This window comes from Cytobacillus sp. FSL M8-0252, assembly GCF_038007345.1.
GTDB classification, from domain to species: Bacteria; Bacillota; Bacilli; order Bacillales; family Cytobacillaceae; genus Cytobacillus; species Cytobacillus kochii.
The window spans coordinates 2,530,651-2,546,802 of sequence record NZ_JBBOWZ010000001.1 but is presented as its reverse complement, the minus strand read 5'-3'; the positions used below and the strand labels follow the sequence as shown (position 1 = coordinate 2,546,802).

Genomic DNA, 16,152 nt, shown 5'->3' with positions numbered 1-16,152 from the left:
GGGGGGAGTCTCTTTGGCTATTCAATTATCAAAAGGACAAAGAATCGATTTAACGAAAACAAACCCGGGGTTAACGAGGGCAGTGATTGGTCTCGGTTGGGATACAAATAAGTATAATGGCGGAGAAGCCTTTGACCTAGACGCTTCTGCTTTTTTAGCAGATCATCAAAACCGTTGCCAGCAAGATCAAGATTTTATTTTCTACAATCAGTTGGAACATCCATCAGGTTCGGTCATTCATACAGGAGACAATCGTACTGGTGAAGGAGATGGAGATGATGAACAATTAATTGTCGAATTTTCAAAAATCCCTTCAACTGTTGATCGTATCGGAATTGCTGTTACCATTCATGATGCAGAGTTAAGAAAGCAAAATTTCGGACAAGTTTCCAATGCGTTTGTCCGTTTAGTAAATGAAGAAACAAATGAAGAACTTCTACGTTATGATTTAGGAGAAGATTTTTCCATTGAAACAGCTGTTGTTGTATGTGAGCTTTATCGCCACAATAACGAATGGAAATTCAATGCCATTGGTAGTGGCTTCTCAGGTGGACTAGCAGCATTATGTAAAAACTATGGCTTAGAAGTATAAGGAAGAGAGGCTCAATCATTTTTAAAAATGATTGAGCCTCTTTCATATATCTCTGGTTCATTTTTGATTGAAGAGAGTCATTCTTTACGACAAGGACGTTCTATAATAAGTAACTAAATATGCAAAATCCTAATATTGAAAGCATATTAGAAAAGTATACATGAATCAGTCATATTTTAAAGGAAGATAGGTGAAATTAGTGGCTTTGAAGTATACAGAACACGGTGATAAAAGTGCTTCTTTAATCGTATTTTTACATGGTGGTGGCGTAAGTGGTTGGATGTGGGATAAACAAATTCAACCTTTTTCGAACTATTATTGTATTGTTCCAGATTTACCTGAGCATGGTTTGCACAGTGATGATATTAAATTTACTATAAAAGGTAGTGCAGAATTAGTTATAAACTTACTCGAACAAAAAGCAAACGGTAAGAAAATAATATTAATCGGCTTTTCATTAGGTGCTCAAGTGATTATACAAATATTAAGCATGAAACCATATTTAATAGATTTCGCCATCATCAATAGTGCGTTGGTCAGGCCATATCCATACACAGAAAAATTGATAAAAACCACAGTTAAATGGTCATTTCCTTTAATCAAACATAAATACTTCTCCAAGATCCAAGCTAAAATATTGTATGTGAACGAAGCCTACTTTGACAAATATTATGAAGAAAGTGTTCGAATGAAGATTGAAACTCTCATGAGAGTATTACAAGAGAACATGTCGTTTCGAATACCTAAAGAATTTAAAATGGCAAAAACTAAAATATTGGTTACTGTCGGTGAGAAAGAAAAAGCAGTCATGAAAAAATCTGCAACAGACATTGTAGCTTCACATTTAAATTGCCAAGGCGTGACTTTACTGAAAATTGGCCATGGATTTCCTTTGGCAAAACCTGACTTATTTATTTATATCGTTGAAACGTGGTTACTAAAAGGTGATTTACCAAAGGAATGTAGCGAGATTAGATTATTTTGTACTGAGTATGGTGCTGAAGACTAATTACCTTTTTATTGCAAGCAGAGTCTACTTGTTTGTAAATATGGTATAGTAAATATTTATGAATGAAAACAAAGGAAGTATGAGCAAATGGTATCAACAAAAGTTTATATAAAAGAGTGGCAAAAAGCGATTGCAGCAGAAATCAGTCACTTAAAACAATATGGTAGTAAGAGTTTTCATATTTTTGCTGGAAGAAAATTAGATGCAAAAGAGGGCTATAGCTATTACTTTGAAGTCCATTTTCCATTATCAATTCCAATTGGTTCAACCATTACCGTTCTTTGGGGAGAAAGAAAGTCAAAGGGCCGAATGGTATCTGTAGAAGGAAAAAATATTATTGTAACGATAGAAGATTATTTCGGTGAAGAGATTCATGAAGCCCATTTGCAGCATGACCCTTGGGAGTTATTAGATCAACTCTATCAGAGGATAGCGGAAATAAAGGATCAAAAGAAAAAAAGAGTAAGAATAAAGCATCTAATGAATCCCTCAACTGAGGTAAAGCATCCGCAAGATAAAATTAAATCATCATTACATGAGTTAGTACTACGATCGAAGTATAATCCAATTACTTATATTTGGGGACCTCCTGGAACCGGTAAAACCTATACGTTAGCAAGAGTAGCTGCAAATCAATATTTAAAAAAGAAGCGGATATTAATTGTCGCACATAGTAATCAAGCAGTGGATGTACTCATGGCAGAAGTTTATCAGTTTCTCTTGAAAAAGGATAAATACAATCTTGGTGATCTATTAAGGTATGGCAGACAATCAGATGAATTCATGAAGCAGTTTGTTTCAATTACAGCGACTGGCTTATTGAACATGAGCGATGGTGATTTAATAGAAGAGAAAAATCAATTAATGGAGGAAAGAGCAGGATTAAAATTAGATCTATCCTCTTCCTTTAGCCAACGTGATAGTAGGCAATTAGTTGAAATAGAAAAAAAGCTTCATACATTACATGAAAAACTAAAGAAAAAAGAAAATACGCTAGTAAAGCAATCAAGAATCATTGGCACAACCTTGGCGAAAATGGCAACTGATACCTTAATCTATGAAGATGAATTCGACTATATCATTTTAGATGAAGCAAGTATGGCATATATCCCTCAAATTGCCCTTGCGACTTCACTAGGAAAACGGACAATTATCTGTGGAGATTTTAAACAACTACCGCCAATAGCTTCAGCAAAGCATCCTTTAGTAAAAAAATGGTTGCAAGAAGATATTTTCCATCATGCCGGTGTTGTAAGTCAAGAGAATAAAGGGAAACTGCATCCGCAGTTGTTCTTATTAAATGAACAAAGAAGAATGCACCCAGATATATCGAAATTCACGAATGAATATATTTATCAATCCCTTGTTGTCGATCATCCATCTGTCTATCAAACGAGAGAGAACATTGTAGAAAGTCATCCATTTCCTCAACGTGCCTCTATATTGTTAGATACATCAAGTACAGGTGCCTATTGCATAAAGGAAAAATCAACGCATTCACGCGTGAACCTATGGCAACTATTGCTCTCTTTTCAACTCATTCATGAAGCTTATAAGGCGGGTAATCGCTCAATAGGCTATGTTACACCTTATAGGGCACAAGCGATATTAATGACACAGTTCTTAGATGAAGTCTATGAGAAAGAGAAAATGACTGCGCAAATTGTGTCAGCGACTGTCCATCGCTTTCAAGGGAGTGAACAGGATATGATGATATTTGATACAGTCGATGGGGATCCTGAAACGAGACCAGGTGTGTTATTAACCGGTCAAAATAGTGAACGATTATTGAATGTTGCTCTCACACGTACAAAAGGAAAGTTTATCCATATAGCAAATGGTACGTTTATAAGGCAGCATGTATCAAGTAAGAAAATATGGAAAAAATTATGGCAACATCAAACGAGCGAAGGACATGTGATTGGCCCCGCTGAAATAGGGCAATGGATGAATCATTCTCATCCGAAATTGTCTTGGCATTATGCTAAAAAGCGTGAACGCCTACTATATGATTTACATCATGCTAAGAAGCAAGTAATCATTGGATTGCCGAAAATATTTAGTGTTGAGTCCTCTTATATAGAGGTATTTCGATCATTAATGAAAAGGAATTTACTTACGATTTGTAGCGAGTCTCATTTATCTGAGCTTCCTTCGGCTAATCATATAAAAGGTCATCCTTGCTTTGCTTTTATCTTGATTGATGATGATATTTTATGGCTTGGAGCTCCTTTTGAAGCAATGACTAATCTATTACCCCCTTATGTCAGTGCAAGAATCATATCAAATACATTAGTCAACTGGGTTAAATCTAATGGTTGGTAGAAGAATAATATAAAAGTGAAACTTATTTTTATTTATTACGTTCTATTTAATAGAGGAGAGGAAATAAAAACTTTTCACTATTGCATTTATATGAAGGAGTAAAACAATGAAAGCTCAACTAAAAGAGAGATTAAAAACATTATGGCAATGGATAAAGAAGTTTTGGAAAAGATATCATTTAACGCAAATCGGATTATTATTAGGTTTGACTTTTATTTTACTTGCGATTCTATTTTTTGCCTTTCTTGCCGTAAATGCCAATGTTTCTACATTACAAGAAGGATTAAAGCAGTCTACGATCATATATGATAAGGATGGGGATGAAGCGTCAAGCTTTGCCACAAATCGTAGTGAAGGAGTAACATTTGAAGATTTACCAGAACATTTACCAAATGCGGTTGTTGCCATAGAGGATGAACGCTTTTATCAACATAATGGCTTTGATTTAAAAGGAATGACAAGGGCATTTGTAAGCAATCTATTTGCTGGTAGAATCACAGGTGGAGGTAGTACAGTCACACAGCAATTAGCTAAGAATGCACTACTAACATCCGAACAGACATACCGCCGAAAAATAGAAGAACTATTCCTTGCAGTTGAAATTGAAAAAGAATATGAAAAAGAAGATATACTACAGATGTACTTAAATCAAGTTTACTTTGGTAGTGGTGCCTGGGGAATTGACAGTGCCGCCAACCAATACTTCAGTAAAAATGTCGGTGAGTTAACAATAAGTGAATCAGCCATGCTTGCAGGTTTATTGCAATCACCTTCTTATCTGGACCCTTATAAAAACTATGAAGGCGCAATGAAAAGAAGAAATATCGTATTAGCTAAAATGCAGGAACTGAACATGATTACTACTGCTGAGTACGAAACAGCAGTTGCCGAAGAGATTGTCTTAAAAGAAGGGGAAAAAAATACATTCGAGAGACAATACCCTTACTATATAGATGCGGTATTAGATGAAGCGATCAACCGTTATGGTTTAACTCAAGAGGAAATTTTCACAAGAGGATATAAAATATATACACAAATGGACCAAAATATCCAAGCAAATTTAGAAGTGACTTATCATAATGACTCTCTATTCCCGAATGGTAATGGAAGTACTCTTGTTCAGAGTGGAGCTGTTCTACTCGATCCACAAACTGGTGGCGTACGTGCAGTGGTTGGTGGGCGAGGTGAACATGTTTTTAGAGGATTTAACCGTGCCACACATATAAAGGCACAACCAGGGTCAACCTTAAAGCCGCTTGCTGCCTATACCCCTGCGCTTGAAGAAGGTTATGAGCCAGATTCAATGTTACAAGATGAAAAAGTCACTTATGGGGACTACACACCAACAAATGTGAACGATCAATACCTTGGTGAAGTAGAGATGACAAAAGCTGTTGCTGAATCTATTAATGCACCTGCTGTCTGGTTACTTGATCAAATCGGATTAACGAAAGGGTTAGATTCCTTGCAGCGATTTGGCATACCTTATGAAAAGGAAGATGAGTATTTAGGTATTGCTTTAGGTGGTATGCATAAAGGGATTTCTCCTTTAACACTAGCACAAGCTTATTCTGCTTTCCCAAATGAAGGGAAGCGGTATGATGCTCATTTTATTACGAAAATCGTTGGTCCAACTGGTAATGAGATTGTTGCCCATGATGATAAAGCTACAAAGGTCACATCAAAATCAGTCGCAAAAAAAATGGATACAATGCTTGAAGATGTCATTGAAAATGGAACCGGCGCAGGTGCCAAAATAGAGGGTGTGTCACTTGCTGGGAAAACAGGTTCGACTCAATTGCCATATGCTGATTTAAATGGAACAAAAGATCAATGGTTTGTTGGTTATACAGATGAAATCGTTGGCGCAGTGTGGTTGGGGTATGATAAAACGGACCGAGAACATTACTTATCAGGAAGCACCTCGACAAATGTTGTACCGGTTTTCAAAGCGGTAATGGAAGGCGCTATTGAACCTAAAGAAGTCAACAACAGCACGGGCGAAACTTTTAACAAAGCAAAAGAGAAAATGGAAACAACCATTAAAGAACAATCTGACAAACTAGGGGAAAAAATAAAAGAAGAACTACCCGTTTGGAAAGAATTTATGAAAGAAAGCATTGAAGACGGAAAAGATTTCGCGAGATACTTGCGCGATAAATGGAATGAATATGTAAATTAAGAAGGAAGTAGATGGGACTTAAGTATTCTAGTTGAGGATTTATCCGAATGATTAGTAGTATACATATCTAATCATTCGGTTTTTTTGTGTTTTTATTCTTATATAAAAAAATAGTGCAATGGAATGGGCTTTCTTACAACTGATTTTTATAGAACATCATTGTCGTTTTTAAGGTTAGATCATTTTAGTTTTGTCCCAGTCTTTTTCTTACGATGAGTCAATGATGTTTTTTTATGAGGTGGTAGAGACATTGCTCACAAACATTTTTGTTAGATAATCAAACAAAACACTAGCAATTTTAAGAGAAAATAAGTAAAATGTATAGTTAAAATATCAATTTCCACATAATATGCCCTAACACTTTCGACAATAATAATGTATATGATAACTTTATAAGCCAACGTTTGTTTAGCGGGGTATAAATATGGTAAAGGATAAAAAGAGGAGGTTATTTTTTATGAGAGATGTTACATTAACTAATATTTTTGATCATCATATTGCCAAAAAATATGTGACAAGATCAGGTCTTGCCCATGCTGTAGCGGTTGCTTATCACGCAGTGAAATTAGCAAAGATAGAAAATGTGGATGTCGACTTAGCTGCAAAAGCAGGGTTTTTACATGATATCGGTCATTACACTTGGTATAATCAAAATGGTAAATGGGACTATGAGTTATATCGTAAAAACGATATTCATGCGATCAAAGGAGCGGAAAGAGCCCATAAATTACTGATTCGCTTAGGTGAAAATCCGATTAGAGCCAAACAAGTCTCACTTGCAATATTATTTCATACTGATTCTTTCTTACCAGGTGGAGAAGTGGATCGTACGGCCTTACAATCCATTGTTAAAAGAGCAGATGAAAAGGATGAAGAACCAGGAGGAGCCCATCATTATCGGACCATTACTGCTGACAAAGCAAGGCAAAGTCTACAAAAGTTAGACAGTATCATTGATCGTCATTTAACTCAACAACTTCAGCAAAGACAAGCTGAATAAATGGCACTTCATACAAACGAAGGGCTATTTATTTTGCTTAAAGTTGGAGGATTTTGTCATATGAATAACGAATATTATTAACATCTACATAAGGATGGTGATGATATGCAAAAACGGACGAAAAGACAAACTTTTAACACTGAAGAAATAAAATTCAACCTCACTACTTTTTTTCTCCATGTCTCATTTTATGCATCGATCATATTTCTTTTATTACTATTCTTAAGCTTATTTGGTACATAATAAATGCTTCATTTAAATTAATTAACCTTCAGATTTTATTCTTACATAAAAAAATGTTATGATAGAAAAGATTTTGAAATATAAAGGAGTGTTATACATGTCTGAAAAAGGATACATACAGCTACAAAATGGAGAAAAACTTGAATTTGAATTATACCCAAATGAAGCACCAGGTACAGTAGAAAACTTCAAAAAGTTGATTAACGAGGGCTTTTATAACGGGTTAACTTTCCACCGTGTGATTCCTGGATTCGTTTCTCAAGGTGGCTGTCCAACTGGTAATGGTACAGGTGGTCCAGGTTACACAATCAAATGTGAAACAGAAGGAAATCCACATAAACATGAAGAAGGATCACTTTCTATGGCTCATGCTGGTAAAGATACTGGTGGAAGCCAATTCTTCATCGTCCATGAACCTCAGCCGCATCTTAATGGTGTTCATACTGTGTTTGGTAAAGTAACTTCTGGTATGGAAGCTGTTAAAGCAATGAAAAATGGTGACGTAATGGAAAAAGTAGTTGTAGAAGACTAATAAAGCTAAGTAAGGCTCCTCTTTTATGAGGGGCTTTTTATTTTAAAAAAGGAATGGTTTAGGTTATTTTTTTAAAAAAAAAGAAAGAATATGCTTCAAGTATGAACGCATTCAGTAGAAAAATAAAATGTTCGCACTGTGATAAAAATATGAAGTTTAAAAAAGAGAGTAAGGGATTTTTTTTTCAAGACCTAAATTTAAAAAAGATAGAAAAATGAAAAGGTTCTACATATTAGATATGACTAATATGTAGAACCCTTTCTACTTTTTACGAAAGCCACCCGTTCGTTATATAAGGTTAGCCAAAATTTTCTGTCTTTGATCAGGATTTGGAACCACCTGTAAGATGTGCGTCAAACATATCAATGATTTCTAGGAACCTATCAGCTTCCCGGAAAACATGGTCGGCTAACAGAGGATGAATAATACTCTTAATTTTACATTGTTCAATTAAATCACGGGCTGTTTTCTTGAAGTCCCTTAGAGATGAAACTGACACCCGATTTTGATCCAGGAATTGATCTAAAAGTGGACCGGTTTGAGATTGTGGCCTCATAGATTCTAAGTCCTTTGCTTGATACAGCAATTGATCAAAATCATTGCTGAAATCCCGTGCTACATCAACCAGTTTCCTTTCTGACGGATCAAGGAGATGACCAATAAATTTTGCATGGTCTGCCATAATCCTTAAGAAGAAGACATTCTCTTTAATAATAGCATCTGGAAGCGCTTGTAATTTCCCTTCATTTAATTCAATTAATCGTTTTCTAAAATAATTAGCTTCCCTACTTGTATGGTCCACTAATAGTGGGAAATTATTTGCCCCCGGCAATTTGCATGTAAGAATTAGTCCTAGCACCTTCCTTTTAAATGCGAAAATTGTTACTAATATTTTGGGATTTGGAATTTATCGAAAAGAGCGAAGTAGAATTGCCAGAAGTACGGTAACAAGGAACTGAAAAAGTAGAAAATACTCTTATAAAAGGGGTAGTTAAGAATAAGTCCTTGGAAAGCTTAGAGCAGTTTAGACAAACTTATATAACCAGAAGGCAGGAATATAGCGCAATGTTTTATCCTTCTATTACTCTTTTATTGTTTTTTATCGTAACCACTTATATTATGACAATGATACTTTTAAAAACATGAATATTTTTTATGATAGAAGAAGGTGATAAAGCTTTTATAATGCGGAAATCTCTTAGAAACGAATAAGAACATGATAATAAAGAAAAGCGCCCATTAAAGAACGCCTTCTATCTTTTCTTATTTGCTTCACTTTGCAATAATTCTATAATTTGGTCCAATTTTTGCTCTACCTCAAGGTTTGGTTTCATACTATTTTTCCGAAAAAGAAATTTTACAGCGGCAGTGAATATGAATAGAATAGCTAAAAGGAGGAGGAACAATATTAGTTGAAAGACCATATCCCCAGTCATTACCTATATCACCTCATTTAATCGCTTTCTAACCATTATACATGTTATAGTAATTATTGGAAATGTGGATTATCTTTTTTCAGCATCCTCAATAATATCTTCGCCAATAATTTCCTTCCATTTATCATACACTGGCTGTAAATGCTCTTTAAAAGCTTCTATCTCTTCATCAGTCAGTTCATTTATTTCTATATCGCTCTCATTTTGTATTTTTACATAAGCTTCATCATTGAGCTTTTCAGCAGAATCTCTAGCAATCTCTGTACCTGCGTCGATTCCAGCTTGCACAATACGCTTGCTCTCATCATTTAATCCATCCCAAAAAGTTGTGTTTGTTAGTAATGCATAGTCAACACGGTTCATACCGATAATGGTTAAGTACTCTTGTACTTCAGCAAACTTTTTCGATTCGATGTTGCTATACGGGTTATCTTGACCATCGACCGTTCCTTGTTGCAAGGCAGTATATAGCTCTCCGAAAGGGATCGAACTTGAGCCGGCCCCTAATGATTTATATAGTTCTTCTAATAGTTGCCCTCCAGTTGTCCGCACTTTCAATCCAGCAAAATCACTTGGAGAGGATATAGTACGGTTATTATTTGTCACATGCTTGGCTCCGTTTGGCCACATGGTTAACCCTAATACTTTATCTTTCTGTAAACGCGCTAATACTTCTTTCCCCTTTGGTCCATCCCAAAAATTTTCAGCAGCTTCATCATTTTCAAATAGAAAAGGCATACCTGGAATATTAAAACCGACTTCAGAACCAACTAATTTTGTCATTTCCGGCATGATGAATTGAACATTATTGGCAATTAAGTTTTGATACTCATCTTTATCACCGAACAAGGAGCTATTAGGAAAAATCTCAACTCGGATCTTCCCATTGGATTGTTCTTCAATCACTTCTTTCATTTTTAATGCCCCTTTATGCTTGGGGGTATTTTCTGCAACTACGTGGGATATCTTAATAGTCATTGCTTGAACGCCGTTTACTTGGGTAGCATCTGCATGTGTAGGGTGACTTTGACAACCAGACAGAAGTGTTCCAACGATAATCAAAAGGCAAAGGACAAAAATCGATTTTACTCTTAACATGGAAAAACCCCCCTAAGTTACAAAAGAAATCGCTTACAAAATAGTATATTGGATACAATATCTAGAATTATAACAAAATAAATGAAAATTGTGAATAAATAAAAATAAATAAATATTCTGTTTATTATTCATTTGTTCTATAGTAAAGTATAAATATTGGATACAATCTACAAAAGGGAGTTGATAATCGTCATGCTTAAGAAACTATCAAGCTTAGAAGAGGGAATGGCTGGTTTGTTATTTATTGCTGGTGTGTTTGTAAGTCTGTATGGGGTATTTACACGGTATATCCTCAATATGCCGCAAGCTTGGGTGACAGAGATTTTTGAATTTTTGATTGTTTGGTCCATCTTTTTGGGTTTTGGTATCGCTTTAAAAGAAAATCGTCATATCAGTGTAGAAATCCTATTTGATCGTTTATCTTACAAAGCAAAAATGATTATTAACTGTATTAGCAATTGTATCGGTGCGGGTTTTGCCTTTTTTTTAATGTTTACAAGCATTAAATTGGTAACGCTTACAAGAGTGCAAGGTACTGAAACTGTTGACGTAGGTATTCCGATTTGGATTACTTTACTTGTATTACCTATCAGTATGGGACTACTAGGGCTTTACTTCATTAGAAAAGCTTATAGATCTGCTAAAGGAGACAAGAAAGAGTTAACAGGTGAAGTAGAAGAATTATATGAAGAAATTGAACAACAAAATAGAGAAAATCATAACAAGGGGGTTAGTTTATGAGTGCGATTATTGTCCTCTTTGTTGTATTTACGATTCTTTGTTTATTAAGAGTTCCAATCGCAGTCAGCCTTGGCCTATCTAGTATCGTTGCTTTATTTATGGTAGATTTTACGCTTTATACGGTTGGTTTGAAGATGTTTAATGCTTTAAACTCAGCAACTTTAATGGCGATTCCCGGATTCGTTTTTGCAGGGGTGATTATGTCCAAAGGTGGCATATCCTTTCACTTAATTGAAGCACTAAAATCATGGGTCGGTCATTTTCGCGGTGGATTAGCTGTTGTCACTATCCTTGCCTGCATGATTTTTGCTGCCATCTCAGGCTCAAGCCCAGCCACAGCTGCAGCAATTGGTGGGATTATGATTCCTGCGATGGTAAAGGCAGGTTACAGTAAAAGATATTCGATGGGTTTAGTGGCAGCTGCTGGAACGCTAGGTATATTAATCCCACCGTCCATTCCGTTAATTATTTATGCAACAGTTGCAGAAGCCTCAGTAGGTAAATTATTTGCTGCAGGAATAATCCCTGGTTTGCTACTAACAAGTTTACTTTTGTGTTCAGCTATATTTCATGCAAGGAGACATAATTATGGTAGATTAGAAAAAGTTCCCTTTCAATTGAGATGGAAAAAGACATATAAGGCAATCTGGGGCTTTTTACTACCCGTTTTTATTTTAGGTGGCATTTATAGTGGGGCTGTCACGCCAACTGAAGCAGCTTTTGTTTCTTGTTTATACGGTTTAATTGTGTCGATATTTATTTACAAAGAGATGACTTTTAATAAATTTCGAGAAGTATTAAAAGAGTCTATTAATATAACTGCGATGATTTTCTTAGTAATTGCTTCAGCCATGGTTTTTGGGATGTTCTTAACAACGGAACAAGTACCACAGATTTTTGCTCAATGGATTGAAGCTAGTGCAGCAAATAAGTGGATATTTATAATTGGTGTCAACTTGATGTTTTTCTTATTGGGGATGTTTCTGGAGGCAACAGCGATTATTTTAATCACTTTGCCAATCTTACTACCTGTATTAGTATTGTTTGATATCAATATCATACATTTTGCCATTATTATGACGATTAATATGGAGTTAGCGATGATTACTCCTCCGGTAGGGCTAAATCTATTCGTAGTTAGTGGAATTACAAAAGAAAAAATTGGTGAAGTGATTAGAGGTGTGGTTCCCTTTTATTTGCTTATGGTGGTTGCACTGATTCTTGTTATCATATTCCCTGAAATCTCTTTGCTGTTAGCAGAGTAAATCATTGAGTAATAGAGCCGTCCAAAGCAATGTCTTTGGCGGTCTTTTTGTGTTGTTATAAATCAACAAATATAAGAAATATGTAAAACCCTTTAAGCGGTTGTAAATGATATTTAAGGTTTTGTAAATGTTTGTGAGATTCTCTGACAGGATGATATACATGTGATATTCTTGCTTATATAATAAAAAACAACATAAAACAAAATAAAACAAAGTAAAACAACAAAAGAATTTTGATTAAGGGAGCAAACATGGATGTCTCTACTAGCCGAAGAAAGAAAGAAGAAGATTATGAGTTTAATCCAAGAGTTTGGACAAGTGAAGGTTAATCAATTGGCGAAAGAATTTCATGTATCAACGGAAACCATTCGTAGATACTTAGAAGAATTATCAAATGAATATAAAATAAAAAAAGTTCATGGTGGTGCAGTCAAAGTTGAGCCTGTAAATAATGAATTGTCGATGTTTGAAAGAGAAATTCTTCATATCGACGAAAAGAAATTGATTGGTAAGAAAGCAGCTTCACTTGTTGAAGATGGTGATGTACTTTTCATTGATGAAGGAAGTACAACGATGCAGATGGCTGATGGTTTATTAATGAAAGAAGGCATTACAGTGATAACGAATTCCTTTCCCATCGCGATTAAATTAATGGAAAGAGAGGAGTTAAGAAGTTTCACAGGTGAACTTATCTTCTTAGGTGGACATGTTCGTAATGATCACTTCCGTACAACCGGATCTTTGGCAGAAAAAATGGCAAAAGAATTTTATGTCGATAAAGCATTTATTGCCATCGACGGTGTGGCTAATCAAGCTGGATTTACAAGTTATGACTTAGATAAATGTCTTCTGTCACAAGTTTTTATCTCGCAATCAAAAAAATCTTATGTGCTAAGTGATGATTCTAAGGTGGATAAGGTAGCCAATTATAAAATCGCCTCATTAGAAGAAGTGAATTACTTTATTACGAATATCGATTATTCGGACACAGTTGACCTTACTAAAGAACAATGGATACAGAGCTAAAAGGAGAGGGATGCAGTTTAGGTAGCTGATTGCTGCCCTCCTTAGTTCAGAGGGGAATGGAAAAATGATTATTCCAATGCCGGTTGCCGCACTATTGTATCGTGGTTAGGATTTCTAGATGCTGATTTAATTATGAAAAACGGTTTTTAAAGTAAAGAGACTTACTTCAGCAGCGATAATATTTTTTGTAGGCGGTAAAAGGGTCTATAACATGGTTAATTTTTATCATTGTGACACTTTTTATCATTCCTCTTGGTAAATATTTGGAGATTAAAAGAGGGGAATGCTCAGTTTTAAATACTGAATTTTCTAACTATTGGAGGATTTAAATATGCTCAAACTTGAGAATGTATCTAAAAAATATCATAACAAATCAGTATTAGAAAATATTGATTTAGAAATACAACCAGGAGAAATCGTGTCACTTCTTGGTCAAAGTGGAAGTGGAAAAACAACGTTATTAAACATCATTTTAGGATTGACAAAAATGGATAGTGGAAAAATTTATTATGAGAATGAAGATTTAACGAATGTAAAGATGAAGGATAGGGGCTTTAATATTGTTTTTCAAGATTATGCATTATTTCCCCATCTAAACGCCTATGAAAATATTGTATATGGCTTGAAGAATAAGAAATCTATGGACTCAAAGAATGAATTACACGAATATATTGATTTCCTTGAGCTCGGTCCACATTTGGACAAGAAAATCAGTCAACTATCTGGCGGGCAAAAACAAAGAGTCGCGCTTGCGAGAACGTTAGTGATGAAACCAAGAATTCTTCTATTAGATGAACCGTTAAGTGCATTAGATGGGGTGATAAAAGAGTCCATTAAAGAAAGAATCAAGTCGATTGCTAAGCAATTTCAATTGACAACCATTATTGTTACGCATGATCCGGAAGAGGCGTTAACTTTGTCAGATAAAATTTTAATTATTAATCAAGGTCATGTGTCACAATTTGGTACCCCACATGAAATCATTCATGAACCGAATAATGAATTTGTGAAAGATTTTATACTCAAACAACTCCACATTAAAAGGCAAAATATTTTTCATTTGTTTGGTGAGCAATATGCCTAATATCAAGTTGGAAATGAAAGTCATCTATATGGCTATCATCCTATTATTCTCGGTATTTCTAGTATCGCCAATGCTGGCATTATTCTACCGCTCCTTCCAAACAACCAATGGCCTTGAATTAACTAATTATATAAATGTACTAGCGAATGGCGAACTAATAACAGCGTTCATGAACAGTATAAAAGTTTCAGGATTAACAGCCGTAATTTCAACTGTGTTAGCGTTTATGATTGCTTACGCATTACATTGTACGAATATTGAAAAACGTTATAAAAGTATCATTAAAGTTGGGATACTTATTCCTATATTGTTACCTACGATTACATACGGTTTTGCGATTATGTATTCTTTTGGTAATCAAGGATTAATCACGCAGCTCATGGGACAACCCTTATTTAATATCTATGGATTTAATGGCTTGTTGTTAGGCTATACAATTTACACTTTACCGGCTGCCTTTCTTATTATAAATAACTCATTTATGTATATAGATAAGAGATTCATGGTTGTTTCAAAGTTGATGTTAGACGGTACTTGGAGAAGTTTTTTTCATACGATCTTACGTCCATTAACTGGAGCTATAGGTGGAGCCTTTGTACTCTCATTTATTCTAAGTTTTACTGATTATGGGATACCAGCTTCAATTGGCGGAACATACTCGGTTGTTTCTACTCAGCTTTATCAAGTGATGCTTGGTTCAATCCCGAATTTCAGCCATGGGGCAGTCATCGCTATATTAATGCTCTTACCAGCCTTATTCGGTGTTTTTTTACTGCAATATTTAGAACGATTCAATTTCCATTATGACAAATTCACTGAGATTGAAATGGTTGAACATAAAGGCAGAGATATGAGTTTTGCGTTATTATCTTCCATTGTCATCATTGGTATGTTATCTGTCTTTCTGGTGATGTTCATTGCACCGTTTTTAACAAGTTTTCCTTACGATTCAACTTTTACATGGAATCATCTCATCAATGTATTTCAATCAAATGACCTCATTGGTGTGTATAAGAATTCTCTAATCGTTGCTCTTTTTACGACATTCTTTGGGATATTGATAGCCTACAGTTCAGCGATTATTAATGCGAGAACAAAGATAAAAGGAAAAGGCGCGTTTGATATTGTTTCAATGATTACAAATACCTTGCCTGGTATGGTACTTGGTCTATCGTATCTATTACTTTTCAATAATAGTAGTCTAAAAGGCACGTTTATCATTATTATTGTATGCAATATTGTCCACTACTACACAACGCCTTACTTAATGGCGAAAAATTCTCTATCTAAGATGAACCCGACATGGGAAACAACGGGAGGATTACTCGGAGATAGTTGGTTTAAAACGATTTACCGAGTGATTCTGCCAAACTCTTGGGGCACAGTGATAGAAATGTTTAGTTATTATTTTATCAATGCGATGGTCACGATTAGCGGAATTATTTTTCTCGTATCTGCTCAAACATCGCTTGTTTCAAGTAAGATCAAAGAACTACAGCACTTTGCTAAATTTAATGACATTTTTGTACTATCTTTACTGATCTTCTTCACTAATCTCATTATCAAACTACTCTGTGATTATTTACAAAAAAGAAGATCATTAAAAAATATATAAAAGT

The 16,152-nt window shown here is 35.0% G+C and carries 13 protein-coding genes and 1 pseudogene; 11 read left to right on the top strand and 3 right to left on the bottom strand.

The features are described 5' to 3' along the window. Nucleotides 1–13 precede the first annotated feature (13 nt). The 6 genes from MKX83_RS12905 to MKX83_RS12880 all read left to right on the top strand — a co-directional run bounded on the left by MKX83_RS12905 (nucleotide 14) and on the right by MKX83_RS12880 (nucleotide 7,883). Nucleotides 14–592 carry a TerD family protein gene (locus MKX83_RS12905; protein ID WP_341055734.1) on the top strand — a complete coding sequence of 193 codons (579 nt, stop codon included), beginning with the start codon at nucleotides 14–16 and terminating at the stop codon, nucleotides 590–592. Nucleotides 593–791: 199 nt separating this feature from the next. After that, the gene (locus MKX83_RS12900; protein WP_341058625.1) at nucleotides 792–1,601 is read left to right on the top strand and encodes an alpha/beta fold hydrolase; all 810 of its coding nucleotides are present in this window, start codon (nucleotides 792–794) and stop codon (nucleotides 1,599–1,601) included. Nucleotides 1,602–1,688: 87 nt separating this feature from the next. Then, the gene (locus tag MKX83_RS12895; RefSeq protein WP_341055733.1) at nucleotides 1,689–3,926 is read left to right on the top strand and encodes an AAA domain-containing protein; all 2,238 of its coding nucleotides are present in this window, start codon (nucleotides 1,689–1,691) and stop codon (nucleotides 3,924–3,926) included. Nucleotides 3,927–4,032: 106 nt separating this feature from the next. After that, complete coding sequence (locus tag MKX83_RS12890) at nucleotides 4,033–6,108, top strand: transglycosylase domain-containing protein (RefSeq protein WP_340975137.1); 2,076 nt, start codon at nucleotides 4,033–4,035, stop codon at nucleotides 6,106–6,108. Between the two features lie 457 nt (nucleotides 6,109–6,565). Then, on the top strand, nucleotides 6,566–7,108 hold the full coding sequence (locus MKX83_RS12885) for an HD domain-containing protein (protein ID WP_095373168.1): 543 nt from the start codon (nucleotides 6,566–6,568) through the stop codon (nucleotides 7,106–7,108). A 340-nt stretch (nucleotides 7,109–7,448) separates the two neighbouring features. Further along, the gene (locus MKX83_RS12880; RefSeq protein ID WP_322909411.1) at nucleotides 7,449–7,883 is read left to right on the top strand and encodes a peptidylprolyl isomerase; all 435 of its coding nucleotides are present in this window, start codon (nucleotides 7,449–7,451) and stop codon (nucleotides 7,881–7,883) included. Between the two features lie 322 nt (nucleotides 7,884–8,205). Here MKX83_RS12880 and MKX83_RS12875 read toward each other — a convergent pair. The 3 genes and pseudogenes from MKX83_RS12875 to MKX83_RS12870 all read right to left on the bottom strand — a co-directional run. Beyond that, nucleotides 8,206–8,763 (bottom strand): annotated as a pseudogene (locus tag MKX83_RS12875) (DUF2935 domain-containing protein); the annotation flags it as partial. A 373-nt stretch (nucleotides 8,764–9,136) separates the two neighbouring features. Beyond that, entirely contained in the window at nucleotides 9,137–9,307 is a 171-nt protein-coding gene (locus MKX83_RS24650) for a DUF4083 family protein (RefSeq protein WP_416337090.1), read from the bottom strand. 81 nt (nucleotides 9,308–9,388) lie between these two features. Next, nucleotides 9,389–10,417 (bottom strand): DctP family TRAP transporter solute-binding subunit, encoded by a 1,029-nt coding sequence (locus MKX83_RS12870; RefSeq protein WP_322909409.1) that lies wholly within the window; start codon nucleotides 10,415–10,417, stop codon nucleotides 9,389–9,391. Nucleotides 10,418–10,609: 192 nt separating this feature from the next. Here MKX83_RS12870 and MKX83_RS12865 point away from each other — a divergent pair, with 192 nt between their 5' ends. The 5 genes from MKX83_RS12865 to MKX83_RS12845 all read left to right on the top strand — a co-directional run bounded on the left by MKX83_RS12865 (nucleotide 10,610) and on the right by MKX83_RS12845 (nucleotide 16,148). Then, entirely contained in the window at nucleotides 10,610–11,158 is a 549-nt protein-coding gene (locus MKX83_RS12865; protein WP_095373173.1) for a TRAP transporter small permease, read from the top strand. Further along, nucleotides 11,155–12,423 carry a TRAP transporter large permease gene (locus MKX83_RS12860; RefSeq protein ID WP_095373174.1) on the top strand — a complete coding sequence of 423 codons (1,269 nt, stop codon included), beginning with the start codon at nucleotides 11,155–11,157 and terminating at the stop codon, nucleotides 12,421–12,423. The genes MKX83_RS12865 and MKX83_RS12860 overlap by 4 nt, the downstream gene beginning before the upstream one ends. Nucleotides 12,424–12,678: 255 nt before the next feature. Continuing rightward, nucleotides 12,679–13,449 (top strand): DeoR/GlpR family DNA-binding transcription regulator, encoded by a 771-nt coding sequence (locus tag MKX83_RS12855; RefSeq protein WP_095373175.1) that lies wholly within the window; start codon nucleotides 12,679–12,681, stop codon nucleotides 13,447–13,449. Nucleotides 13,450–13,780: 331 nt separating this feature from the next. Beyond that, nucleotides 13,781–14,533, top strand: a complete 753-nt coding sequence (locus tag MKX83_RS12850) for an ABC transporter ATP-binding protein (protein ID WP_307318444.1) — start codon at nucleotides 13,781–13,783, stop codon at nucleotides 14,531–14,533. Beyond that, the gene (locus MKX83_RS12845; protein ID WP_341055729.1) at nucleotides 14,526–16,148 is read left to right on the top strand and encodes an ABC transporter permease subunit; all 1,623 of its coding nucleotides are present in this window, start codon (nucleotides 14,526–14,528) and stop codon (nucleotides 16,146–16,148) included. The genes MKX83_RS12850 and MKX83_RS12845 overlap by 8 nt, the downstream gene beginning before the upstream one ends. The last annotated feature ends 4 nt before the right edge of the window (nucleotides 16,149–16,152 follow it).